The following is a 22,873-nucleotide window of genomic DNA, read 5'->3' on the forward strand; positions in this document are numbered from 1 at the left end:
AGGGACGAGTGGCGGCCGGGGCACCTGGATTTTCCTGCTGCGGTGCGGATGCGGCGGTGCCGCCCCCGGGCAGGCGACGGATGCGGGGCGGCGTCGCGATCGGGCGGGCCCGGTCCCGAACCAGGCGATGTTCGCCACTCTGCGGGCGAAGCGGTGAGAATCCGACAGCTCGGATGAGACCGAGCGGGAATCCGACAGCTTCCATGCGGCAGGACACCTGTGTCCTGTCGCGTTGAGCTTGTCTGTGGATCTTGCGCCGAGCTGCGGTGTTGCCAGGTCGAGTGAGAACACTCGGCTCGGGATTCTCAGTGCATCTGGCTTCTGCGGAATCCGGGGGCTGCGAGCCGCAGTCTTGGCAGGGCAGTCGGGGGGAATCTGGACTGGGCCTGGGGCGACGTAGGCTCACGGGCTGTGAGCCAACAGGGTGAGGTCGGGAAGACGCGCTATCTGGTCCTTCATGACTATGGGATGGGGGGTCTGTGGTGGTGGGTGTGGGCGGGCTCGGCGGAGGAGATCGTCAGTGCCTGCGCCGAGGTTGAGGTGATCGCGGACCCGGACGTGGTGAGACGTGCCGAGACGTGGGGTTTGGAGGAGGTCCGTCTTGACGATCCGGACCCGAATCCGCTGTCCAGCCTCCGCGCTCAGCGGGATGCCCAGCGTGGCCAGCCGGGATTCGGTGTCCTGGCGGGACGGGACCGTGTGTGCCTGCGCTGGCCGGAGGGCGAGGAAGGAGAGGTCTTCTTGATGGAACTCGGGCCGGACGGACGGCGGTTGCGGCAGGTTGAGATCGGCCCGGACGGTGGTTCGGTCAAGACGGGCATTGAGGATTGGCCGTTCAACCCGCCGTTCGACCTTTGTGATCCGCAGTATGCGTCCATGGAGATCGGACCCGATGACTTCGAGGAAGCGTGGCAGCGGGCCCGTCATGAGTCCGAAGGCTGATCAGGCGGCTTCCCGGGCTGTGTGAGGTCGGCAGAAGCGCTGGTAGAGCGGGTCCTGGCGGCCGCGGGTGGTGTAGATCCGCGCGAATCTTCGGCTCAGCTCGGCCGTTGTGGCCAGGTAGAGCTCCTTGGGATCGACGGCCTCCGTCGGTGGGTTGAGGATCAGGTCCGTCAGCACCGCGGTCTCGGGGAAGGACGCCAGGCGATGGCGGTCCTCGAAGGGGATCTTCGTGCGGACCGGGTGGAGCTCGATGCGGTCGAGGCGGCGGGTCCATTCCCGCCCGAGGTCGAGTGGCATGCCGCCGGCGGACCACTCGTCGATGATCTTCCAGGCCAGGTCGAGGGCATGCTGGATTCGGTGGTCGTGACGGCGGGCGAGCCGGTCGAGGTGGTGCTGGGCTTGGAGGATCTCGGGCAGGTGGGTGAGCGGGATGTCGTGGGTGGACCTGGTCCAGCGCCGGTGACGAGGGCAGAGGTGCTGGTGGGCAGGCGCGAGGATGATCACCATGGAGGCTGAGGGGCTGCGGCGGGCCGTGCAGCAGTGACAGGGACGGCCGATCACTTGCTCCGGCCGGGTCTTCGAGTGTTGAGGGTCGAGGAAGTCCGCGAGTGCGGGCAGGGCTCTGGCGAGTCGGGCTGTTGGGCGTCCGGCAAGGACGGCCAGTCGGGTTGGGGACTGGGTGGTCCAGCCGGCGGTGGTGTTGCTGAGCGGGGAGAACTCCGGAGGAAGTGGCCCCAGGAGCTGGGCGAGGCCGTTGACCGGGCGGTTGTTGGCGACGGCCAGGCGGTGCAGGTAGGAGCCGATGGTCTCGCCGTGGACGGGGCCGGGCGAGAGGGGCAGCGGGCGGAGCGGGTCACGCCGCGTCGGCATCGGGCCTCCGGCGGCGGGGTCTGCGGGCCCGGCGCCGTTCGACGCGTGCGCTCTCGGCGGTCTGGTCGACTTCGATGGTGTCGAGGGTCTTGCGGGTGATGGATTCGCTGCCGCTGATGATGGCCTCGATGGAGGCGCCGCGGACCAGTTGGGAGAGGCTGCCGATCGCGCCGTCGGTGCGTTCGTGGAGGTAGCCGTCGAGTTTCACCAGGCTGCCGGGCTTGTGGCGGTGGAGCCGCAGGGCTTCTTCGAGGGAAGCGACCAGGTTGCGCCAGTTCTGGCGCTGTGCGCTGGTGCCGTAGGCGAACGGCTCGGTGTCGGTGACGGTGTAGCGGCCGGCGATCTGCTGCCCGCGGACCCCGTTGAACAGACCGCTGGCGGCGACGTCGATCCCGGCCAGCACGAAGGTGGCCGGGATCCGCTCGGACAGGTATTTGAGCTGGTCGGAGGCTTCGGCTCCTGCCTGGGTCGCAAGGTTGAGGTTGTGGATCTCGTCGACCAGCGCGAGTTCGACGCGCATCTTGATCAGCAGGTCGCAGACCGCGTTGGTGATGGAGGTCTGGGTCTCTTGCCGGAAGACCGGGATGCCCAGGAACCGGGCGAACTCGATGGCGAGCATCTTGGGGGTGGCCCGGGGCGGGACGGTGACGTAGACGACCGGCAGGCGCCCGGCAGCGGCTGGACCGAGGCGCTTGCGGACCAGGAGTTCGTGGTTGCGGCCCAGTTGGGCGATGGCGGTGGTCTTCCCGGTTCCGGCCTGGCCGGTGACGATCAGTCCGCGGCGGCCGGAGATCTGGTGCCGGTTGAGCAGGACCAGCCGTCGCCCGGTGGTGAACACGTCGCGGACTGTGGGGGTGGCCACGACCACGAGCCTGGAGTGGTAGTCCAGCCTGGGCTCGTTGTAGGCGATCAGGTCCTCCTCGCTCAGGGCCTTGAAGGCCGCGAGCGGGAGCATCTGCGGGCAGGCAGGGGTGTCGTCGACGAACCGCTTCCAGCCGTCCTTGGTGGTCAGCGGGTTGTGTTCGTCGTCGGGGACGGCAGGCGGGGTCACCATAGTGGCCTTCCTTCCTCTTCCAGGGGGTTGAAGACGCCGAACGGGGTGACCGGCATCTCCTCATCGGCGGCTTCGGTGTCGTCGATATCGGCCTGCGGCGCGGGTGGGAGTTCGGGGCGCGAGGTGGTCTCGAGGGCGGCCCGGGTCCGGGCCATGACCTGCTCGGAGCCGGCCGGCGCTTTCCCCGACCGGTGGAGAAGGTTCGCGAGGACGCGGGCGATCGCGGTCTCGCTGGTGTCGTCCTGGCCCTGGTCGGCCAGGAGCTGGCGCGCGTGGCGCCAGGTGAAGTCGGCGAACGGGGCCCGGACCATGGGCAGATGCGTCCAGGTGGCTTCGATCCACCGCCGGGTGTCGCTTCGCCGTATCCAGACGCGGGAGACGTCGTAGGGGTCGTAGTGGACTTCCCACAGGTCCTGCTTGGCCGTCACGCCGGAAGGCTGACGCCGCAACCGGTTGAGTTCCGGACTGTCGTAGGTGCGGTAGTCGACCTTGACGCCGTAGTCGTTGACCGCCCGCCAGACCACGGGCAGCAGCTCGATGTAGTCCTCCGCCGACAGCGCGACGGGCAGGTAGCCGGCGCGGGCGACGGCGATCGCGTACGACTCGTTCGGTGACAGCGTCCGCCCTGGCATGTAGGGGTTGCGAAGACCCTCGTGCGGGCGGTGCTGCCAGCAGATGATCCACTCGTCCAGCAGGTCCTGGAGCTGGGCGAGAGTCCAGACCGCCTCGGCGGCTGGGTCGCTGCCGCGACGGGTGACGTCGGAACCGGTGTAGCCCGCGACGTACTGGCAGAACAGCGAGTTGATCGAGGTGAACGTCCGCTCCACGATCGCCTTGTCCGTCGGCGTTCGGGGAGGCGCGAGCTGGAGCGAGATCCCCAGCAGCGAGCACGCCGAGGAGAAGGTCTTGGAGACGAAGACCTTGCCGTGGTCGATGACGATGGTGTCCGGGACGATGACCGGCTTGGCGGCGGCGTGCTCCAGTCGCTTGTCCACGGCCACCAGCCGCTCGTGCGGCAGGATCGAGTCCGCCATCGCCAGCGTCTGGCTCCAGCCCGGTCGCATCGGCTCTGGCACCAGCATCCTCGCCAGCAGCACCGCGGCGTCGACGCCCTTCGTGCCCGCAGGCCTCAGCAGGGCCGCGCAGATCGTGCGCGTCGTGACATCAACCGCGATCGTCAGCTCCGGCCGGGCCACGACCCCGTCATCCAGCACCGCCATCACATCCAGCCGGGTGGAGTCGACCTGCACGATCTCCCCTGGTCGGGCGGCCATGGACGGGGTGAACGGCCCGGCCGGGCGAAGAGCCCGTTGACGGCGAACCGTTGCCGATCCGAACGGGTCGTTGCCCTTGGCGAGGGTGTTCACGAGCCGGTAGAAGGTCGCCCGCTTCGGCAGTTTCACCTCTTGCTCGCCGTGCCGGTCGGCCAGGATCTGCTGCGTCCGCATGATCACCCGCTTGCGGTCGCCGGTGGACAGGTCCGTCTGTCCGGCCAGGGCCTCGGTGACGGCTGCCACCACCCGTTCGTCCACCCGGCCGGTGCCGGGGACCGGTGCGGGAGGCTTGCGGGAGCGGCCGTCCACCAGACCCCACAGTCCCTCGGCCTCGTAGCGCTGGCGCATCCGCAGGAAGGTCCGCCGGCTGATCTGTTGACCGGCGGCTGCCAGCTCGGCGACCTTGGCGGCTTCCCGCTCCACCAGCGTCCGCCAGGCCGGGTCGTACTCCGGACGCGCAGGCGTGCCCTCCTCCGCGTCCGGGGGCAGACCGGTGACGACTTCCACGACATGCCTTTCCCAAAACCGGGCCTGCTCGACCACGGCCTCGGGCAGGGCGTCCATCAGCGCGAACGGAGGCAGCGTCACCGCGGGAACCGCCTCCGGCCCCCGGTCGAGGAGTTCGAAGTCGTCGGCGGCCATCACATGCCCGGCCGCAAGCACGCTGACGTCCCCCTCCTCTCCGACCAGCCTCAGAGCCGTCCCCTCCAGCCCGACGATCTGCTTGGTCCGACCGTCGAAGCGAATCCGGTCCCCGACCCGAAGCACCCCTCTGGGAGCCAGCTCACCCACGGCCCGCCTCCGCGCGGCCGATCACGGAACCGTCGCTCAGCGGAACCGTCAGCTCCGTGGTCAGGTCACCGCACCACAGCAGATGGAACAGCGTGGGCAGCACCGCCAGCGGATCGCCCGCCGCTTTGGCTCCGTCCACCAGCCTCCGGGGCTCCCGGAAGGCCTCACCGAGCCGCCCCACTACGTCGTCGACCCGGTTGCGCAGGTGTCGATAGCCCGATAGCCAGCGGACGTTGGCCATATGCACCGGCTCCGGCTCGTGAACCAGGGCATACGACCAGCAGCCCATCGCCTGGCACATCGCCTCGGTCGCGGAGAACTTCACCGTGTCATCAGGGCCCACCCGGTCAGCCGGCCGGACATCGACCACCAGCCCCGACCCGTCCTCCAGCCGGACGAAGTAGTCCGGCGTGTGCGAGATCCGGCGCGTCGCCCCATGCCAGGTCACCCGGAACGGCTGCGAAGCTAGCCCCACCACGCGCTGGTCGCGGTCGAGCAGCATCAGCCGGTCCCGCTCCAGCCAGGACTCGAACCCCACCAGTGACGCCGTGGTCGCCGTCCAGTACCAGCCTGGGAAGTGCCGCTGTCCGCGGTACGACGCAAAGCGCCGCACCGGACTCGCGGACTCGAAGGCAACCCGGGCAACCTCCTCCAGAACGGACCGCCGCAGGCCGCCGTCAGCATCGGCCCACTCGACATCGACCAACCCCAGGTCCATCAACACCCCCGGCCCTCACGTACACGCGTCGAAGCGACCGTGACAGGTGCAGTGAGAGCCAGACCGGCGAAGCGAGATCAAACCCCCCGAACGAAGCAAAACCCGCCGCTCAGGGTGCGACGCAGTGAGAATCCGACAACACGGATGAGACCGAGTGAGAATCCGCCAGCTGCGATGCGACAGGACAGTGGATGTCCGGACGAGTTGTCATCAGCGACAAGTTGATGACAACTCATCCGGAATGTGACAGGTCTAACTGGAAACTACACCGTGCGACCGGACGGATCAGGGCCGGACGGCGCCTACGTACGGCATGGCGGAGATCGGGAGGACCTCGATGTTCTTGCCGGTGCGCGGGGCGTGGATCATCTTGCCGTCGCCGATGTAGATGCCCACGTGGTGGATGTCGGGGTAGAAGAAGACCAGGTCGCCGGGCTGGAGGTCGGCCCGATCGACGCGGGCGCCGGCGTTCCACTGGTCCTGGGATATCCGGGGGAGCTTGATGTTGGCCGCGCGGTAGGCGCCGCCGGTGAGGCCGGAGCAGTCGAAGCTGTTGGGACCGGTCATGGACCAGCCGTAGGGCTTGCCGAGCTGGGCGTAGGCGAACTGGAGGATGGCGGCGGCGCGCCCGCTGGCGGGCGGCGCCGGGGTGTTCATGTTCGGGCGCTCGGCGGAGCGGGAGGCGCGGTCGGCGGCGGCCGCCTGCTGGGCCTCGGCCTTGGCCTTCTCGGCGTTCTGCTGGGCGTTGATCTTGGCGCGGTCCTCGGCGCTCAGCTTGTTGAGCATGCCCTGGGCCTGGGCGAGCTTGGCCTGGATCTGCTTCTTCTTCTCCCCCAGCTCGGTGCCGACGGAGTCGAGCTGGGCCAGGGTGGCGGTGGCCTCGGCGCGGTCCTGGTCGAGCTTGCGCTGCTCGTTCTGGGCCTGCTTGAGCAGGGATATCTGGGAGTCGGCGAGGTGGTTCTGCACCGAGGCGCGCTCCAGATAGGCGGCCGGGTCGGAGTCGAGCATCAGCTGAAAGGACGGGTCGATGCCGTTGGTGCGGTACTGGTCGGCGGCCACCGCGCCGAGCTGGGAGCGCAGTTCGTTCATCGCCTCCTGCCCGCGGGCGACCTTCTCCTGGATCTTGCCGGCATCGCTCTGGAGCTTCTGCTGCTTCTCCTGGAAGCCGTTGTACTGCTCGACGGCCTGCTCGGCCTCCTCGTTGAGCTTGTCCACCTGTTCCTTGACGGAGGCCAGGCTGGGGGTGGGCTCGGCGTGGGCGGTGCCGGAGGCGAGGACGGCGCTCCCGGCCATGGCCGTGGTGAGGACCGCCAGGCGGGCCCGGCTCGGGGGGCTGGGCTTGCGGCGCTTTCCCATGGGCGGGGGGCTCTCCTTCGGGGGAATCGGGGGACGGCGAAGGCGGACGGAAACGCACGGGGGATGACGCCCCCGCCCACCTTCTTCGAAGTAACTTAATAGATAAGGGAGGAGGTTCCGCAATCCCCCTGTTCCGGGCCGTTCCGGGCAATCGATCGTGCTCCCTGACACCGGCGTTGACCTCGCGTGCCGCCGTTCGCGGCACTCCTCGCCGTCCGCAGTGCTGAAGACGGGCCAAATCGAGGGAAAGGTCACACGCGCCGCCCCTCCTGCGGTCTTGCGAACGAGCGCTAACCTGCGGTCATGAACGTCCTGCCCGAAGGGCTCCCCCTCGCCGCCGAGTTCCCGGCCGCGCACCGCGAGCAGTGGCAGCAGCTCGTCGAGGGCGTGCTGCGCAAGTCCGGCGCGCAGCCCGCGGACGGTGCCGCCGCCGAGCGGGCGCTCACCACCGAACTCCCGGACGGGCTGCGCGCCCGCCCGCTGTACACCGCCGAGGACGCCCCGACCGCGCCCGGCTACCCGGGCTTCCCGCCGTTCGTGCGCGGCGGCCGCCCGCAGGGCTCGACCGTGGCCGGGTGGGACGTCCGCCAGCGGCACGCCGACCCGGATCGCCGGCGCACCAACGAGGCCGTGCTGGCCGACCTGGAGCACGGCGTCGGCTCGCTCTGGCTGGAGCTGGGCGGCGCAGGCCTGCCGGTGTCCGCCCTGCCCGAGGCGCTGACCGGGGTGTACCTGGACCTGGCCGCCGTGTCACTCGACGCCGGGCCCGAATTCGGCGCCGCCGCCGCGCAGTTGTTCGCCCTGTACGAGCAGCACGAGGTCTCCCCCGGCGCCGCCGGCAACCTCGGCGCCGACCCGCTGGGCCTGCAGGCCCGCACCGGAGAGACCGGGCGGACGGCCGCGCTGCTCGCCGAGGCCACCGCGCTGGCCGCCCGCTGCGCCGCCGAGTACCCGGGCGTCCGGGCGCTCACCGTGGACGCCCTGCCCTACCACGAGGCCGGCGCCTCGCCCGCGCAGGAGCTCGGCTGCTCGCTCGCCACCGGCGTCGCCTACCTGCGGGCGCTGACCGCCGCCGGGCTCTCGGTGGACGCCGCGCTCGGACAGCTGGAGTTCCGCTACGCCGCCGACGCCGACCAGTTCCTGACCATCGCCAAGTTCCGTGCCGCACGCCGCCTCTGGGCCCGCGTGGCCGAGGTGTCGGGGGCCGGCGCCGAGGCCTCGGCGCAGCGCCAGCACGCCGTCACCTCCCGGGTGATGATGACCGCCCGCGACCCGTGGGTGAACATGCTGCGCACCACCGTGGCCTGCCTGGCCGCCGGCGTGGGCGGCGCCGACGCCGTCACCGTGCTGCCCTTCGACAGTGCGCTCGGCCTGCCGGACCCCTTCGCCCGTCGGATCGCCCGCAACACCCAGTCGGTCCTGCTGGAGGAGTCCCACCTGGCCCGGGTCGTCGACCCGGCCGGCGGCTCCTGGTACGTCGAGCAGCTGAGCGAGGAGCTGGCGCGGGCCGCCTGGGACTGGTTCCAGGAGATCGAGCGGGCCGGCGGGCAGCAGGCGGCACTCGGCTCCGGGCTGGTCGGCGAGCGGATCGCGGCGACCTGGGCGGAGCGCTCGGTCAAGCTCGCCAGGCGGCGCGAACCCGTCACCGGCGTCAGCGAGTTCCCGCACCTGGACGAGCAGCCGCTGGTCCGCGAACCGGCCCCGGCCGGGCCCGGCGGCGGACTGCCGCAGGTGCGCCGCGCCGAGGCGTACGAGGCGCTGCGGGACCGCTCGGACGCCCACCTCGCGGCCACCGGCGCCCGGCCGACGCTCTTCCTCGCCTCCATCGGCACCGCCTCCGCGCACACCGCGCGGACCACCTTCGCCGCCAACCTGTTCCAGGCCGGCGGCATCGCGACCACCGGCGCCGAGGGCACCGACGCCGTGGCCTTCGCCGAGGCCTTCACCGCCTCCGGCGCCAGCGTCGCCTGCCTCTGCTCCAGCGACGCGCTGTACGCCGAGCACGCCGGGGCCGTCGCGGCCGCCCTGAAGGCGGCGGGCGCGCGGCGGGTGCTGCTGGCCGGACGGCCCGGCGAGCAGCGGGCGGCCTACGAGGCGGCGGGCGTGGACGGCTTCGTGGCCGCGGGCGGCGACGCCGTCGCCACGCTGACCGGCCTGCTGACCGAGATCACCGGTGCGGGCACCGACACGACGAGCAGCACCGACGAGAGCAAGGTGGCGTGATGATCCCCGACTTCACCGGAATCGGGCTGGACGGCGACGCCGCCCGGGACGTCACCGACGGCCAGTGGCGGGCCGCGTGGCGCCAGTCCACCGGCAAGGACGTCGACGAGCTGGTCTGGGACACCCCCGAGGGCATCGGCGTCAAGCCGCTGTACACCGCGGCGGACCTGTCCGGCCTGGACTTCCTGGAGACCTACCCCGGCATCGCCCCGTACCTGCGCGGGCCGTACCCGACGATGTACGTCAACCAGCCGTGGACCGTCCGCCAGTACGCGGGCTTCTCCACCGCCGAGGAGTCCAACGCCTTCTACCGCCGCAACCTGGCGGCCGGCCAGAAGGGCCTCTCGGTCGCCTTCGACCTGCCGACCCACCGCGGCTACGACAGCGACCACCCGCGCGTCACCGGCGACGTCGGCATGGCGGGCGTGGCGATCGACTCGATCTACGACATGCGCCAGCTGTTCGACGGCATCCCGCTGGACAAGATGTCGGTGTCGATGACGATGAACGGCGCGGTGCTGCCCGTCCTGGCCCTGTACATCGTGGCCGCCGAGGAGCAGGGGGTGGCACCCGAGAAGCTGGCGGGGACCATCCAGAACGACATCCTCAAGGAGTTCATGGTCCGCAACACCTACATCTACCCGCCGCAGCCGTCGATGCGGATCATCTCGGACATCTTCGCGTACACCTCGCAGAAGATGCCCCGGTACAACTCGATCTCCATCTCCGGCTACCACATCCAGGAGGCCGGGGCCACCGCCGACCTGGAGCTGGCCTACACCCTGGCCGACGGGGTGGAGTACCTGCGCGCAGGCCTGGACGTGGGGCTGGACGTGGACGCCTTCGCGCCGCGGCTGTCGTTCTTCTGGGCGATCGGCATGAACTTCTTCATGGAGGTCGCCAAGCTGCGCGCGGCCCGGCTGCTGTGGGCCAAGCTGGTCAAGCAGTTCGACCCGAAGAACGCCAAGTCCCTTTCGCTGCGCACCCATTCGCAGACCTCCGGCTGGTCACTCACCGCCCAGGACGTGTTCAACAACGTCACCCGGACCTGCGTCGAGGCGATGGCCGCCACCCAGGGCCACACCCAGTCGCTGCACACCAACGCGCTCGACGAGGCGCTGGCGCTGCCCACCGACTTCTCCGCCCGGATCGCCCGCAACACCCAGCTGCTGCTCCAGCAGGAGTCCGGCACCTGCCGGGTGATCGACCCGTGGGGCGGCTCGGCGTACGTCGAGAAGCTGACCCACGACCTCGCAGCCCGCGCCTGGCAGCACATCCAGGAGGTCGAGGCGGCCGGCGGCATGGCCAAGGCGATCGACGCGGGCATCCCGAAGATGCGCGTCGAGGAGGCCGCCGCCCGTACCCAGGCGCGGATCGACTCCGGCCGGCAGCCGGTGATCGGCGTCAACAAGTACCGGGTGGAGAACGACGAGCAGATCGACGTGCTCAAGGTCGACAACTCCTCGGTGCGGGCCCGGCAGTTGGAGAAGCTGCACCGGCTGCGGGAGGAGCGCGACGAGGCCGCGACCCAGGACGCGCTGAACGCGCTCACCCGGGCTGCCGAGGCCGGTCCGCAGCGCGGCGGCTCACTGGACGGCAACCTGCTGCACCTGGCCGTCAACGCGGCCCGGGCCAAGGCCACCGTCGGCGAGATCTCGGACGCCCTGGAGAAGGTGTACGGCCGGCACTCCGGCCAGATCCGTACCATTTCCGGTGTGTACCGAGACGAAGCGGGCCCGTCGGCCCCCCTCCAGCGCACCCGGGACCTGGTCGAGCGGTTCGAGCGGGCCGAGGGCCGGCGGCCGCGCATCCTGGTCGCCAAGATGGGCCAGGACGGCCACGACCGCGGCCAGAAGGTGATCGCCACCGCCTTCGCCGACCTCGGCTTCACGGTGGACGTCGGCCCGCTGTTCCAGACCCCGGACGAGGTGGCCCGCCAGGCCGTCGAGGCGGACGTCCACATCGTCGGCGTCTCCTCGCTGGCCGCCGGACACCTCACCCTGGTGCCCGCGCTGCGCACCGCGCTCGCCGAGGCGGGCCGGGAGGACATCACCATCGTGGTCGGCGGGGTGATCCCCCCGCAGGACTTCGACGCGCTGTACGAGGCGGGCGCGGCGGCGGTCTTCCCGCCCGGCACGGTCATCCCGGACGCCGCCTACGACCTGCTGAGGTCACTGGCGGCCGACCTCGGCCACGAGCTGTGAGCCGTTGATCGCATGCCTCCGCGGATGATCGACCTCGACAGCTACGTGACGGGCGTCCTGGACGGCTCGCGCGCCTGGATCGCGCGGGCCGTCACCCTCGTCGAGTCCTCCCGGCCCGACCACCGCTCGCTCGCGCAGCAGCTGCTCCAACGACTGCTGCCGCACGCGGGCGGGGCGGTCCGGGTGGGCGTCACCGGCGTCCCCGGTGTCGGCAAGTCGACCTTCATCGACTCCTTCGGCAGCATGCTGACGGGGTCGGGCCACCGGGTCGCGGTGCTGGCCGTCGACCCGACGTCAAGCCTCACCGGCGGCTCCATCCTGGGCGACAAGACCCGGATGGAGCGCCTGGCCGTCGACCCGCACGCCTTCGTCCGCCCCTCTCCCACCTCGGGCACTTTGGGCGGCGTCGCCAAGGCCACCCGGGAGTCGATGGTGGTGATGGAGGCGGCCGGCTACGACGTGGTGCTGGTGGAGACGGTCGGCGTCGGCCAGTCGGAGACGGCCGTGGCCGGGATGGTCGACACCTTCCTGCTCCTCAGCCTGGCCCGCACCGGCGACCAGCTGCAGGGCATCAAGAAGGGCGTGCTGGAGCTCGCCGACGTCATCGCCGTCAACAAGGCGGACGGCCCGCACGCGACCGATGCCCGCGCTGCGGCCCGTGAACTCGCGGGCGCCCTAAGGCTGTTGCAGGCGCCTGACGCCGTGTGGACGCCTCCGGTGCTCACCTGCAGCGGGCGGGACGGCGCCGGGCTGGACGTGCTGTGGGAGCGGCTGCAGCAGCACCGCAAGGTGCTCGACGCGACGGGCGCACTGGCCGTCAAGCGGCGGGAGCAGCAGGTGCAGTGGACCTGGACGATGGTCCACGACCAGCTCTACGCGCGGTTGCACGAGCACCCGGACGTACGGCGCTTGGCCCCCGAGTTGGAGCGCCAGGTCCGGGAGGGCTCGCTTCCGGCCGGCCTGGCGGCGCAGCAGATCCTGGACGGCTTCTTCGGCGGCTCGTAGCGCGGGTGCCGTCCGCTGCCCGATGTCGGCGGCGGTGGAGGGCGGACGGCTGCAGGTGAGGGGCTCCGGCCGGCCGCCGTCGAATCCGGTTGCCGACGGGGACCGCCGCATACGATCCTCCTGCCCCCCGACACCGGCCGCGAGATCGGCTACTGGCTGCACCCCACCGCCACCGGCCGCGGGGTGGCCGCCCGGGCCGCCCGCGCCTTGGTCGAACAGGCCTTCCTCCTGCCCGGCGTCGACTACGTCGAGGTCGTCCACGACCCGGCCAACCTCGCCAGCGGCGCCGTCCCGGCCCGCCTCGGCTTCACCGAACACCTCCGCCGCCGCTCCGAGCGCCTCGCCCCGGCCGATACCGGCGAGGACCTGATCTGGCGACTCACCCGCCCTCAAGCAGTAGCCCTGGCGGCCGCAGCCCGCTGATCTCACCACGGACGCCCCGGGCGAGGACGACCTGGGGCCGCCGGCGGGTATCCGTTGTCGGTCGTCGGGAAAGGGCCTCACGTTCTGCTCACAGGCCCGGTGCCTGGGAGCCGTTCAGGTACCAGAAGGGGGCGACGTACCAGATCAGGGCGATCGCGGTGACGAGAGTACCGCCGGCCAGGGGGAGCGCCCAGCCGGGCCAGCGGCGGTGCCGGACCACGATGACCTTGGCGACGAAGGCCCCGTAGAGGAAGCAGCCGGCGAGTGCATGCAGCGCCACGCGGGTGTCGGTCAGTTGGACGCCGTAGGCGGTGATGCAGTGCCGAGCGATGGGCAGGGAGAGGAGGAAGGCGGTCAGGCCGATGAGGCGGTGCGTGGTGCGGACCCCGTGCGGTGCGGCTCGCAGTACGGGCAGGCGGCCGTACATCCACAGGGCGAGAAGGAGTTGAATCAGCGCCAGGCCCAGGAGCGCGGAGCCCAGTTGGGCCTTCAGCAGCATCGCGTCGGTTCCGCGGTTTCCGAAGAGGCTGGTCTCGTAGTTGGGGGTGTGCACCCGGCCGTACCAGTAGAGGCCGGCCATCACCGCCACGGGCAGGAGAAGCCACAGGACGTCATGGAGCCGTCGGTGTCCGACGGGGTGAGCGAGGCCCTCCGCCTGATCACCCTCCCCCGACTCCGCCGCCCTGGACCTCGACGGCACAAGCCCGAGCTCGAAGGCCTGCCAGGTCGCGACGACCAACAGGACGAGCACCTCGGCGATGATGCTGAGCAAGGCCTGCGGAGCGGGCTGCAGGCCCTGTTCGGAGAACCCGAACAATCCAACGGTGCGCGATGCGACGAACCCCGCGAGTGCCCCGACGGCGATCGCGGCAGCGGCGATCCGCAGGAGCAAGGGCGCCCCCAACAGCAGGAGCGCGGCCACCGCGAAGGCGGCGCTGGCCTGCAGCAGGAACAACGAGCCGATGATGTGGATGAAGCGGTATCCGTCGATGTAGAGCTGGGCGTGAATGTATCCGCTCACCGCGAGCACGGCGGCGAGCACCAGGCGCAGCGCGAGGGCGGGCAGGCTCCGGAGGGTCATGCGAGCTTCTCGTCCTTGACGGCGGCCGGCGGGGTGAGCGAGGCCCTCCGCCTGATCACCCGCTCCCGACTCCGCCGCCCTGGACCTCGACGGCACAAGCCCGAGCTCGAAGGCCTGCCAGGTCGCGACGACCAACAGGGCGAGCACCTCGGCGATGATGCTGAGCAAGGCCTGCGGAGCGGGCTGCAGGCCCTGTTCGGAGAACCCGAACAATCCAACGGTGCGCGATGCGACGAACCCCGCGAGTGCGCCGACGGCGATCGCGGCAGCGGCGATCCGCAGGAGCAAGGGCGCCCCCAACAGCAGGAGCGCGGCCACCGCGAAGGCGGCGCTGGCCTGCAGCAGGAACAACGAGCCGATGATGTGAACGGAGCGGTATCCGTCGATGTAGAGCTGGGCGTGAATGTATCCGCTCACCGCGAGCACGGCGGCGAGCACCAGGCGCAGCGCGAGGGCGGGCAGGCTCCGGAGGGTCATGCGAGCTTCTCGTCCTTGACGGCCAGCGCGTGGTTGCCCTGCCAGTAGTTGACGGTGCGGATGCCGAGTGCGTCCTTGAGGCGTCCGGCGGGCAGCACCTGTGGAAGTGGGGCAGGGCCCTGGCCGGGTTTGGGGAACGGGTAGCAGGTGGGAGCGGCCGAGTGGAAGGTGATGTTGCCCTCGGTCTTGCTGAACAGTTGGTGGACGTGCCCGTTGAGGCACGTGACCGAGGAGAAGCGGCGGAACATCGACAGCATCTGCACCGCGTCGTCGGTGCCCCAGCCCCAGGTCGGATACATCGCGAACAGCGGGATGTGACTGAAGATGACGATGGGGGTGTCCGACGACAGGCCGGCGATGTCCTTGCGCACGAAGTCGATCTGCTCGTTGCCCAAGTGGCCGAGTTGCTCCAGGTGCAGTGTGTTGACCAGCGCGATGAAGTGCACACCGTGGGTGTCGAAGCTGTACCAGCCGTCGCCGAGGGTGTCCTTGCCGAAAGCCTGTCGGTAGGCGCGTGGTCCGTCGTCGCCGATCGAGTCGTGCTCGCCCGGCACGGTGAAGACCCGGTCCGTGTCCAGCTGCGACAGCATCTGCTTGACCTGGTCGAACTGGGCGGGGGTGGAAAGGTGCGTCAGGTCGCCGCTGTGCATGACGAAGTCGGGACGGAACCCCAGGGAGTTGACCTGGTTGATCGCCGTGCCGAACGTCCCGACGACGTCCATGTTGGCCGGGCCCTGGAAGCCGATGTGGCTGTCGGAGACCTGCACGAAACGCAGGTCTGCGCTGCTGGCCGGAGCCGCGTGCGCCGAACCGGGGATATGACTGATCACCTCTCCGGCGGTGACCGTCAGGACCACGGCACCACCGAACCAGGCGGAGTGCCGCATGAGCTGCCGGCGGGTCATGCCGTGCTCGCCGCCGCCGTCGGAGTCGGGTGTGTGCTCGGTCATGGGGTCACCTCCACGGTGGCGGTCATGAACGGGTGGATGGTGCAGTAGTAGGGGTAGGTGCCGGGTTGGGCGAACGTGTAGCTGTAGGTGTCGTTGGTGGCCAGGGCTGCCGACTGCAGCGGCCCGCCCGATCCCTGCTTGCTGGTGACGGTGTGAGCGTCGGAGTCGGCATTGGTCCAGGTCACCGTCGTGCCCGCCTTGACCGTCAGTGTGGCCGGGGCGAACGCGAAGTTCTTGATCGTCACCGCGTTGGCGGCCGCTGGAGCGGACGGCTGGCCGCTGGCAGCCGAGGTCGGAGCCGTGGTCGGTAGCGGGCTGACCGCGACCGTACCGCTCGTTCCGGAGGCACCGGGAAATCCCGGCAGGGTCTGGCCGGGGCCGGGACTCAGCGCGCCGGTGGGTCCGGGATGTGACGATCCGCCGCACGCGCTGAGCAGTCCCAGTGCGCCGGCGACGGCAACGGCGACCAGGCACGCCGTACGAGACCGCCGCACCGGCGCAGAGGAGTTCACATTCATGGCCATCGTTCCTTCTACACATCCCCAGCCGCACGGGACGGTGTGGTCCAAGACCGATCCGGGATCGGTCTTCTCAGGCAGATAGACGACCGCGTTACACCCTCCGGGGGATGCCGGCAGGGGATGCGACCCGGTGGGCCACGTTATGTGGGTGGGTAACACATTCCTCGCAGCGAAACGAATTCCACAGCGGAGTCCCGTTGTTTCACCCCGGCGGCGGGCAGCTGCGGCAACCGGATCGACCGGTGACCGCCCGGCCGTGATCGCCGAGGCGGCCCCGCCGTCGTCGCCGCGGAGGACGGCTCAGCGGCGGCCGATGGTCTGGCGGGTGCGGCGGGCGAGGCGGTGGGCGCGCTGGACGGCGACGAAGCTGTGCATGGAGTCGGCCTGGGTGAGGCGGTACTTGAGGCGGAGCTGGCGGCTGAGGCCGGTCCGCGCCTCCGGGCCGATGGCCTGGAGCAGGCGGCTGACGTGCTGCTGGTAGGCGGCGCGGTAGGCGCGGTCGCCGTCCGGGACGGTCCAGAAGAACATCGGGATCTCCTCGACCAGGCAGTTGCGGTCGTAGGCGCGCAGGTGCTCGGCGAAGGCGGGCTCGGGGCGGGCAAGCAGCCACTCGCGGACGAGTTCCATCGAGCGGACCCGGTCGACCAGGCCGCGCGGGTCGGTCTTCCTCTGGGTGATGGAGAGGTCGCCGTCCTCGCGCACCCGCCAGTGGTAGATCGGGTCGGCGAGCACGTCGACCCGTTCGGCGAGGAAGTGGTGGGGCACGCTGACCGGAGCGTCCTCGTAGAGGATGCCCTCGGGGTACGACAGGCCGGCGCCGTCGAAGAAGGAGCGCCGGTAGACCTTGTTCCAGGCGGTGCGGTCGGTGACCAGGGCGGGCAACTCGCTGACGTGGGTGCGCAGTCGGGTCTCGCGGAACGGGCGGCGGTGGCCGTGGGAGGGGCTGAGGCCGGTGGTGCGCAGCCGCAGGGCGTTGCCGGCGGCGAAGTCGGAGCCGGTCTCGTCCAGGGTGCCGGTCATCAGCTGGTAGGCGTGCGGCGGCAGGGTGTCGTCGCTGTCCACGAAGGCCAGGTACTCGGTGCCGGGGGTGAGGTGCCGCCGGCCGGTGTTGCGGGCGGCGCCCAGGCCCCGGTTGTCCTGGCGGACCAGTCGGAAGCGCGGGTCCTGTTCGGCGTACTCCTCGGCGATGGCCGGGCCGCCGTCGGTCGAGCCGTCGTCGACCATGACGCACTCGAAGTCCCCGAAGGTCTGCGCCGCGATCGAGTCCAGGCACTCCTGGAGGTAGCGCTCGACGTTGTAGATCGGGACGACGAGGGAGAGACGCGGGGCCATCGCACGGCCTTTCGCACAGGAGCGGACGGGCCGGGCGGCCGTCGACCGCCGGTCACCGACAGGTGGCCCGAGCATACGGACCGTACGCGGCCCGTGGGCGAACGCCGGGTTGAATCGAGCCAGTGGATCGGCGCCTCGGCCGCGCCCGGCGCCAACCCGCCTTCGCGGGACGCCCCTTGTGGCACAAGGGAAAGGCCCCGGACCGCCCGACCGGTCCGAGGCCTTCCGTCACCCGATGCCGATCAGGCGGTCTTGGCTGCCGCGAAGCGTGACGAGACGTCCTGCCAGTTGACGACGTCCCAGAGCTTCTCGACGTAGTCCGGGCGGACGTTGCGGTACTGCAGGTAGTAGGCGTGCTCCCAGGCGTCGAAGGCCAGCAGCGGGGTGGTGCCCTGGCCGACGTTGCCGTGGTGGTCGTAGACCTGCTCGACGATCAGGCGCTTGGCCAGCGGCTCCCAGGACAGGATGCCCCAGCCGGAGCCCTGCACGCCGGTGGTGGCGGTGGTGAGCTGCTTGCGGAAGGCCTCGAAGCTGCCGAAGTGCTCGGTGATGGCGTCGGCCAGCTCGCCCTCGGGGCGGTCGCCGCCCTCCGGGGAGAGGTTCTGCCAGAACAGGGAGTGCAGCACGTGGCCGGACAGGTGGAAGGCGAAGGTCTTCTGCAGGCCGACCAGGCCGCCGAACTGCTCCTTGTCGCGCGCCTCGGCGAGCTGGTCCAGGGTGTCGTTCGCGCCCTTGACGTAAGCAGCGTGGTGCTTGGAGTGGTGCAGCTCCAGGATCTCGGGGGACATCGCCCGCTCGAGCGCGGAGTAGTCGTACGGCAGGTCGGGAAGCGAGTAGGTGCCCATCAGGACACGGCCCCTTTCAGCGGGTTGAACGGTGGTGATCGTGCCGGGACAACACTATTGCGTATGACTTGCAGGAACGAAGCATGGGCTCCTGCTTATTCCGCACGTCTCGTCGGGCACAATGGTCACCGGAAGATGTAATGAGTGACAAGGGTGAGTGACTGTGACCGGATCGCCGGTGGTGCTGGGGATCGAGTCCTCCTGCGACGAGACCGGCGCGGGCCTGGTCCGGGACGGCGTGCTGCTCGGACAGGCGGTGGCGTCGTCGATGGACGAGCACGCCCGCTACGGCGGAGTGGTGCCGGAGATCGCCTCCCGAGCGCACGTGCACGCGATGGCGCCGGTGGTCCAGGAAGCACTGGAGCGGGCCGGACTGACGCTCGAGGACGTCGGCGCGGTCGCGGTGACGACCGGTCCGGGGCTGGCGGGCGCCCTCCAGGTCGGGGTGGCCGCCGCGAAGGGCTACGCGTTCTCGCTCGGCGTCCCGCTGTACGGGGTGCACCACCTCGCCGGGCACGTCGCCGCCGCGACGCTGGACGGCGGGCCGCTGCCGAACCCGTGCGTGGTGCTCATCGTCTCGGGCGGGCACACCTCACTGTTGCTGGTGCGCGACCTCGCCCGCGACCCGATCGTCCACCTCGGCGACACCCTGGACGACGCGGCCGGCGAGTGCTTCGACAAGGTGGCCCGGATCCTGGGGCTCCCCTACCCCGGCGGGCCGGCCATCGACCGCGCGGCACGCGAGGGAAACGCGGCCGCCGTCCGGCTCCCCCGGCCGCTGACCGGGCCGCGGGACGACCCGTACGCGTTCTCCTTCTCCGGACTGAAGACTGCCGCCGCCCGCTGGGTGGAGGCACAGCGGACGGCCGGCGCCGAACCCCACGTCCCGGACGCGGCGGCCGCGCTGCAGGAGGCGATCGCCGACGTACTGACCCGCAAGGCGGTGCGGGCCTGCACCGACCACGGGATCGGCACCCTGGTGGTGGTCGGCGGGGTCGCGGCCAACTCCCGGGTGCGGGCGCTGGCCGAGCGGCGCTGCGCGTCGGCCGGGATCACGCTGCGGGTGCCGCCACTGCGGCTCTGCACGGACAACGGGGCGATGGTCGCGGCGATCGGCGACCTGCTGGTCCGCGCCGGGGCCGAACCGGCTCCGGCGGACCTGTCGGTGGATCCGTCGGCGCCGCTGGAGTTCGCGGCTCTGACGCCGCGGGTGCGGGCCGCTGCCGCCTGACGGCACGTCCGATCAGGCGGCGGCCCGGCAGCGGCCCGGTCCGGCAGTGGTGAGGGACGGCGGCAGTGAGGGGCGGCAACGGCTAGGTCCGGCAATGATTCGGTCCGGCAACGGTTAGGTCTCGCCGGTCGAAAATCCGTTCCCGGATCTTCCCTCCACGTTACTCCGTGTGCCATTTTACATGTCACACATCAGGTGTTCGTGTGCTCGTGTGCCCCAACCACACGACGACCCCCAACAGCCCCGGAGGCCCCCACAGATGCGTCCCTTCCGGATATCCACGGCCCAGGCGCGCAGGTTGCCCGCGCTCGGTGCCGCCTTCTTCCTCGCGCTCGGGCTGTTCGCGCCGCAGGCCCACGCGGTCGACGCCCCGTCAGCCGCCCCGGCCCCCATCCCCAAGGCGGCCGCGCCGCGCTCCGTCCCCGTGCCCAAGTCCCCCGACACGCCCAAGGACGCGCGCCCGCTCGCCTCGGACGCCCAGGCCAAGGCCACCGCTCCGGCGGCGGGCAGCGCCACCGGCGCCCAGGCCGCCGCCAAGGCCGCCAAGCAGCTCTCGGCCGCCGCCTGCGACGTCTCCGCCTTCACCGGCAACTCCGGTGCCGCGCTGGTCCAGCAGGTCAAGACCGCCGGACTGGACTGCGTCAACACGCTGTACAACCTGACCGGCAACGACGCCAAGGCCGCCTTCAACGAGGCCCAGATGGCCACCGTCGCCAACGCCCTGCGCGACGTCTCCGCCGCCTACCCCGGCGACGACTCCACCTCGGCCGGCCAGCTGGTCGTCTACCTCCGCGCCGGCTACTACGTCCAGTGGAACAACCCGGACGTCGTCGGCCCGTACAGCACCACCCTGCAGACCGCCATCCGCGGCGCGCTGGACGGCTTCTTCGCCGCCCCGCACAGCAAGGACGTCACCGAGGCCAACGGCGCCACCCTCGCCGAGGCCGTCACCCTGATCGACAGCGCCCAGGAGAACGCCCGCTACACCGGCGTCGTCAAGCGCCTGCTGACCGACTACACCGGCGCCTGGACCGGCTCGATGGCCACCGCCGTCGCCAACACCAAGACCGTCATCGAGCGCGGCTTCGACCTCCCGGCCTTCACCGCCGCCCTCCAGGCCGACCCCTCCTTCGCCACCACCATGGCGTCCTTCGTCACCCGCAACAGCGCCCAGCTCACCGGCTCGGACCTGGTCACCTCGATCGGCATCCAGATCGGCAACCTGGTCGCCGTCGACGCGCTCAAGGCGCAGGGCCGGCCGATCGTCAAGGACCTGGTCAACCGCTACCCGCTGGTCGGCGCCACCGCCCCGCTCACCATGAACCTGGTCTGGTTCGCGGAGAAGAAGGACACCGGCAACTGCGCCTACTACGGCACCTGTGACCTGCCCACCCGGCTCGTCCCGCTCGTGCTCACCGTCGACCACACCTGCAACGCCAACCTGCGCATCCGCGCCCAGGACATGACCGCGCAGCAGCTCGCCGACACCTGCACCAGCCTGATCAACGAGGACGCGTTCTTCCACAAGGTGGTCAAGGACAACGGCCCCGTCGCCAACGACAACAACACCAGCCTTGAGGTCGTCGTCTTCGACGACTACTACAACTACAGCCTCTACGCCTGGGAGATGTACCACATCGCCGTCGACAACGGCGGCATGTACGAGGAGGGCGACCCGGCCAAGGCGGGCAACCAGGCCCGCTTCATCGCGCACGAGGCCGACTGGCTGCGCCCCAGCTTCCAGATCTGGAACCTCAACCACGAGTACACCCACTACCTCGACGGCCGCTACGACTTCTACGGCGACTTCGACGCCGGCATGACCACCCCGACCGTCTGGTGGGTCGAGGGCCTCGCCGAGTACGTCTCGTACAGCTACCGGGGCGTCCACTACGACGACGCGGTCGCGCAGGCCGCCAAGGGCACCTACGCGCTGAGCACCCTCTTCGACAACACCTACGACAACTCCGACTCCACCAAGGTCTACAACTGGGGCTACCTGGCCGTCCGTTACATGCTCCAGTCGCACCCGCAGGACGTCGACGCGCTGCTCGCCAAGTACCGCGTCGGCGACTGGAACGGCGCCCGCACCCTGCTCAAGACCACCATCGGCACCAGGTACGACGCCGACTTCGCCACCTGGCTCAAGGCCTGCGGCGCCGACAACTGCGGCAGCCTGCCCACCGGCCAGGCCCCGCTCTGCACCGCGGGCGACACCCGGCAGTTCGACAAGAACTGCCGCCGCGACGGCGTCACCGCCACCACCGGCAACTACAGCTACAGCTTCCTCAACCTGCCCGCCGGCGTGAAGCAGCTGACCATCACCACCAGCGGCGGCACCGGCAACGCCGACCTCTACTACAACGGGGGCGCCTGGGCCACCACCGGGTCGTACCTGGCCAAGTCCGCCAACGCGGGCAACGGCGAGACCCTCACCATCACCAACCCGCCGTCCGGCTGGGTGTACTTCAGCCTCTACGCCCAGCAGGGCTTCGGTGGCGCGACCGTCACCACGACCTACAACTGAGCACCGACGCACGGCTGACCGCCATGACGTACAACTGAACACCGACGCACCAGGAGGGCCCCGCGGCGACGCGGGGCCCTCCTCTTTTCTCCGGCTACCCCGCCGACCAGGTGACCACCGGTGGGCGGACGGCCGCGCACAGCGGGTGCCCCTTGGCGTCCGTCAGCCCGAGCCGGGCCACCAGCAGCCCGGTGCCCACGGCCTCCTCGACAGTCGCACGGTCGACCGCCGCCAGCAGCAGCTTCGCCCGGCGGAACAGCGTCCAGGCCTCGCCGTCGCGCGTCACCCAGTTCAGGTAGACGAACCGTCCGGCCGGCCCGCCCTGGACGTACCGGCCGGTGATGTCCACCCCGCCGTCCGGAAGCCGCTTCGCCTCGCACTCCAGCGACCAGCCCGCCCCGGCCGCGTCCCCGGGGGTCGGGTCGAGCAGCTCGGCCGGGCGGCCCCGGCGCTGGACGGCCACGTGGATGTCCCGGTACCCGGGGAACCCGGGCCCGGTGCCGCACTCGCGCCCCGGCAGGTCGGTGGCCTCGATCCTCAGCTCCATACCACCCATGGTCCCCCACCCGCGTCTGCCACGGTCCCCCCGCCGCGATCCCTCCCCGCGAATCGCCGGAAAAGGTTATAACGATTTGCCCATCGAATAGGCCGTCAGTGTTGCATAGCGAGTCGGATATCTGTTGTCGAAGGGGTGTCAGAGAGCCCCCGTTTCGGTTAAGGTCCAGAGTCAGGTGAAGCCGTTCGGCCTTCCGGATCGGAATGCCGAATTTCACCGACAGCGCGGCCACACCCGTTTGCCGTGCCTGCAATCCCGAGATTGGAGAAGCCATGAAGAAGATCAAGGCGCTCGTGAAGAAGTTCAAGAAGGACGAGGACCTCGCCAACCACGCGTGGATCCTGCACGTGATCTGACGCACCACGGTCGGCGGAGGCAGCGGCCAAGCCATTGCTGCCTCCGCCGGCGCCGCAGAGTGCCCCGACCTCCCTCCGCCTTCCCCGGGACCGCATTCCATCGCCGTTCCATGGAGGCGGGATTCTCGTGGAAGAA

The 22,873-nt window shown here is 70.5% G+C and carries 19 protein-coding genes; 8 read left to right on the plus strand and 11 right to left on the minus strand.

Annotated features, from left to right (window positions below; translation table 11 throughout):
- The first annotated feature begins 411 nt into the window (after positions 1 to 411).
- The gene (locus ACIO5E_RS27595) at positions 412 to 942 is read left to right on the plus strand and encodes a hypothetical protein (RefSeq protein WP_400672732.1); all 531 of its coding nucleotides are present in this window, start codon (positions 412 to 414) and stop codon (positions 940 to 942) included.
- Here ACIO5E_RS27595 and ACIO5E_RS27600 read toward each other — a convergent pair whose 3' ends face one another.
- The 5 genes from ACIO5E_RS27600 to ACIO5E_RS27620 form a co-directional block, all read right to left on the minus strand.
- Positions 943 to 1,812: a TniQ family protein gene (locus ACIO5E_RS27600; RefSeq protein ID WP_400672735.1), complete on the minus strand. Its 870-nt coding sequence runs from the start codon at positions 1,810 to 1,812 to the stop codon at positions 943 to 945.
- A complete protein-coding gene (locus ACIO5E_RS27605) occupies positions 1,796 to 2,866 on the minus strand; it encodes a TniB family NTP-binding protein (RefSeq protein ID WP_400672737.1) in 1,071 nt (356 codons plus the stop codon). Before ACIO5E_RS27605 ends, ACIO5E_RS27600 begins: the two co-directional genes overlap by 17 nt.
- Positions 2,860 to 4,932, minus strand: coding sequence for a Mu transposase C-terminal domain-containing protein (locus ACIO5E_RS27610; RefSeq protein WP_400672739.1), 2,073 nt, complete (start codon positions 4,930 to 4,932; stop codon positions 2,860 to 2,862). Before ACIO5E_RS27610 ends, ACIO5E_RS27605 begins: the two co-directional genes overlap by 7 nt.
- Positions 4,925 to 5,650, minus strand: a complete 726-nt coding sequence (locus tag ACIO5E_RS27615) for a TnsA-like heteromeric transposase endonuclease subunit (RefSeq protein WP_400672986.1) — start codon at positions 5,648 to 5,650, stop codon at positions 4,925 to 4,927. The genes ACIO5E_RS27610 and ACIO5E_RS27615 overlap by 8 nt, the downstream gene beginning before the upstream one ends.
- 285 nt (positions 5,651 to 5,935) lie before the next feature.
- Positions 5,936 to 7,006 carry an NlpC/P60 family protein gene (locus ACIO5E_RS27620; RefSeq protein WP_400672741.1) on the minus strand — a complete coding sequence of 357 codons (1,071 nt, stop codon included), beginning with the start codon at positions 7,004 to 7,006 and terminating at the stop codon, positions 5,936 to 5,938.
- Positions 7,007 to 7,309: 303 nt separating this feature from the next.
- Here ACIO5E_RS27620 and mutA point away from each other — a divergent pair, with 303 nt between their 5' ends.
- The 4 genes from mutA to ACIO5E_RS27640 all read left to right on the plus strand — a co-directional run bounded on the left by mutA (position 7,310) and on the right by ACIO5E_RS27640 (position 12,861).
- Positions 7,310 to 9,229 carry a methylmalonyl-CoA mutase small subunit gene (mutA, locus tag ACIO5E_RS27625; RefSeq protein WP_400672743.1) on the plus strand — a complete coding sequence of 640 codons (1,920 nt, stop codon included), beginning with the start codon at positions 7,310 to 7,312 and terminating at the stop codon, positions 9,227 to 9,229.
- The gene (scpA, locus tag ACIO5E_RS27630) at positions 9,226 to 11,433 is read left to right on the plus strand and encodes a methylmalonyl-CoA mutase (RefSeq protein ID WP_400672745.1); all 2,208 of its coding nucleotides are present in this window, start codon (positions 9,226 to 9,228) and stop codon (positions 11,431 to 11,433) included. The genes mutA and scpA overlap by 4 nt, the downstream gene beginning before the upstream one ends.
- Before the next feature lie 12 nt (positions 11,434 to 11,445).
- Positions 11,446 to 12,438, plus strand: a complete 993-nt coding sequence (meaB, locus tag ACIO5E_RS27635) for a methylmalonyl Co-A mutase-associated GTPase MeaB (RefSeq protein WP_400672747.1) — start codon at positions 11,446 to 11,448, stop codon at positions 12,436 to 12,438.
- A 120-nt stretch (positions 12,439 to 12,558) separates the two neighbouring features.
- Positions 12,559 to 12,861 (plus strand): GNAT family N-acetyltransferase, encoded by a 303-nt coding sequence (locus tag ACIO5E_RS27640; RefSeq protein ID WP_400672989.1) that lies wholly within the window; start codon positions 12,559 to 12,561, stop codon positions 12,859 to 12,861.
- An 88-nt stretch (positions 12,862 to 12,949) separates the two neighbouring features.
- Here ACIO5E_RS27640 and ACIO5E_RS27645 read toward each other — a convergent pair whose 3' ends face one another.
- The 5 genes from ACIO5E_RS27645 to ACIO5E_RS27665 all read right to left on the minus strand — a co-directional run bounded on the left by ACIO5E_RS27645 (position 12,950) and on the right by ACIO5E_RS27665 (position 18,067).
- The gene (locus ACIO5E_RS27645; protein WP_400672749.1) at positions 12,950 to 14,419 is read right to left on the minus strand and encodes a DUF6529 family protein; all 1,470 of its coding nucleotides are present in this window, start codon (positions 14,417 to 14,419) and stop codon (positions 12,950 to 12,952) included.
- On the minus strand, positions 14,416 to 15,369 hold the full coding sequence (locus ACIO5E_RS27650; RefSeq protein WP_400672750.1) for a metallophosphoesterase family protein: 954 nt from the start codon (positions 15,367 to 15,369) through the stop codon (positions 14,416 to 14,418). Before ACIO5E_RS27650 ends, ACIO5E_RS27645 begins: the two co-directional genes overlap by 4 nt.
- Positions 15,366 to 15,887 carry a plastocyanin/azurin family copper-binding protein gene (locus ACIO5E_RS27655; RefSeq protein ID WP_400672753.1) on the minus strand — a complete coding sequence of 174 codons (522 nt, stop codon included), beginning with the start codon at positions 15,885 to 15,887 and terminating at the stop codon, positions 15,366 to 15,368. The genes ACIO5E_RS27650 and ACIO5E_RS27655 overlap by 4 nt, the downstream gene beginning before the upstream one ends.
- Positions 15,888 to 16,190: 303 nt before the next feature.
- On the minus strand, positions 16,191 to 17,222 hold the full coding sequence (locus ACIO5E_RS27660) for a glycosyltransferase family 2 protein (RefSeq protein WP_400672756.1): 1,032 nt from the start codon (positions 17,220 to 17,222) through the stop codon (positions 16,191 to 16,193).
- 242 nt (positions 17,223 to 17,464) lie between these two features.
- Entirely contained in the window at positions 17,465 to 18,067 is a 603-nt protein-coding gene (locus ACIO5E_RS27665; RefSeq protein ID WP_363587062.1) for a superoxide dismutase, read from the minus strand.
- 178 nt (positions 18,068 to 18,245) lie between these two features.
- Between ACIO5E_RS27665 and tsaD the strand changes: the two genes are divergently transcribed.
- Together tsaD and ACIO5E_RS27675 are read left to right on the plus strand one after the other, a co-directional pair.
- On the plus strand, positions 18,246 to 19,298 hold the full coding sequence (tsaD, locus tag ACIO5E_RS27670; protein WP_400672991.1) for a tRNA (adenosine(37)-N6)-threonylcarbamoyltransferase complex transferase subunit TsaD: 1,053 nt from the start codon (positions 18,246 to 18,248) through the stop codon (positions 19,296 to 19,298).
- A gap of 259 nt (positions 19,299 to 19,557) precedes the next feature.
- Positions 19,558 to 21,825, plus strand: coding sequence for a M9 family metallopeptidase (locus tag ACIO5E_RS27675; protein WP_400672758.1), 2,268 nt, complete (start codon positions 19,558 to 19,560; stop codon positions 21,823 to 21,825).
- A gap of 94 nt (positions 21,826 to 21,919) precedes the next feature.
- Here ACIO5E_RS27675 and ACIO5E_RS27680 read toward each other — a convergent pair whose 3' ends face one another.
- Positions 21,920 to 22,372, minus strand: coding sequence for a DUF5990 family protein (locus ACIO5E_RS27680; RefSeq protein WP_400672761.1), 453 nt, complete (start codon positions 22,370 to 22,372; stop codon positions 21,920 to 21,922).
- Positions 22,373 to 22,584: 212 nt separating this feature from the next.
- Here ACIO5E_RS27680 and ACIO5E_RS27685 point away from each other — a divergent pair, with 212 nt between their 5' ends.
- The gene (locus tag ACIO5E_RS27685) at positions 22,585 to 22,737 is read left to right on the plus strand and encodes a hypothetical protein (protein ID WP_400672763.1); all 153 of its coding nucleotides are present in this window, start codon (positions 22,585 to 22,587) and stop codon (positions 22,735 to 22,737) included.
- Positions 22,738 to 22,873: the final 136 nt, after the last annotated feature.

The sequence above is a fragment of the Kitasatospora sp. NPDC087314 genome (assembly GCF_044744365.1).
Classification (GTDB): Bacteria; Actinomycetota; Actinomycetes; order Streptomycetales; family Streptomycetaceae; genus Kitasatospora.

What these genes read in the sequence shown, in the direction of transcription:
- ACIO5E_RS27650 (WP_400672750.1), bottom strand. Translation starts at nt 15,369, where the DNA reads ATGACCGAGCACACACCCGACTCCGACGGCGGCGGCGAGCACGGCATG.
- ACIO5E_RS27665 (WP_363587062.1), bottom strand. Translation starts at nt 18,067, where the DNA reads ATGGGCACCTACTCGCTTCCCGACCTGCCGTACGACTACTCCGCGCTC.
- ACIO5E_RS27680 (WP_400672761.1), bottom strand. Translation starts at nt 22,372, where the DNA reads ATGGAGCTGAGGATCGAGGCCACCGACCTGCCGGGGCGCGAGTGCGGC.
- ACIO5E_RS27655 (WP_400672753.1), bottom strand. Translation starts at nt 15,887, where the DNA reads ATGAATGTGAACTCCTCTGCGCCGGTGCGGCGGTCTCGTACGGCGTGC.
- ACIO5E_RS27605 (WP_400672737.1), bottom strand. Translation starts at nt 2,866, where the DNA reads ATGGTGACCCCGCCTGCCGTCCCCGACGACGAACACAACCCGCTGACC.
- mutA (WP_400672743.1), top strand. Translation starts at nt 7,310, where the DNA reads ATGAACGTCCTGCCCGAAGGGCTCCCCCTCGCCGCCGAGTTCCCGGCC.
- ACIO5E_RS27675 (WP_400672758.1), top strand. Translation starts at nt 19,558, where the DNA reads ATGCGTCCCTTCCGGATATCCACGGCCCAGGCGCGCAGGTTGCCCGCG.
- ACIO5E_RS27685 (WP_400672763.1), top strand. Translation starts at nt 22,585, where the DNA reads ATGCCGAATTTCACCGACAGCGCGGCCACACCCGTTTGCCGTGCCTGC.
- ACIO5E_RS27620 (WP_400672741.1), bottom strand. Translation starts at nt 7,006, where the DNA reads ATGGGAAAGCGCCGCAAGCCCAGCCCCCCGAGCCGGGCCCGCCTGGCG.
- ACIO5E_RS27615 (WP_400672986.1), bottom strand. Translation starts at nt 5,650, where the DNA reads ATGGACCTGGGGTTGGTCGATGTCGAGTGGGCCGATGCTGACGGCGGC.
- ACIO5E_RS27660 (WP_400672756.1), bottom strand. Translation starts at nt 17,222, where the DNA reads ATGGCCCCGCGTCTCTCCCTCGTCGTCCCGATCTACAACGTCGAGCGC.
- ACIO5E_RS27600 (WP_400672735.1), bottom strand. Translation starts at nt 1,812, where the DNA reads ATGCCGACGCGGCGTGACCCGCTCCGCCCGCTGCCCCTCTCGCCCGGC.
- ACIO5E_RS27645 (WP_400672749.1), bottom strand. Translation starts at nt 14,419, where the DNA reads ATGACCCTCCGGAGCCTGCCCGCCCTCGCGCTGCGCCTGGTGCTCGCC.
- meaB (WP_400672747.1), top strand. Translation starts at nt 11,446, where the DNA reads ATGCCTCCGCGGATGATCGACCTCGACAGCTACGTGACGGGCGTCCTG.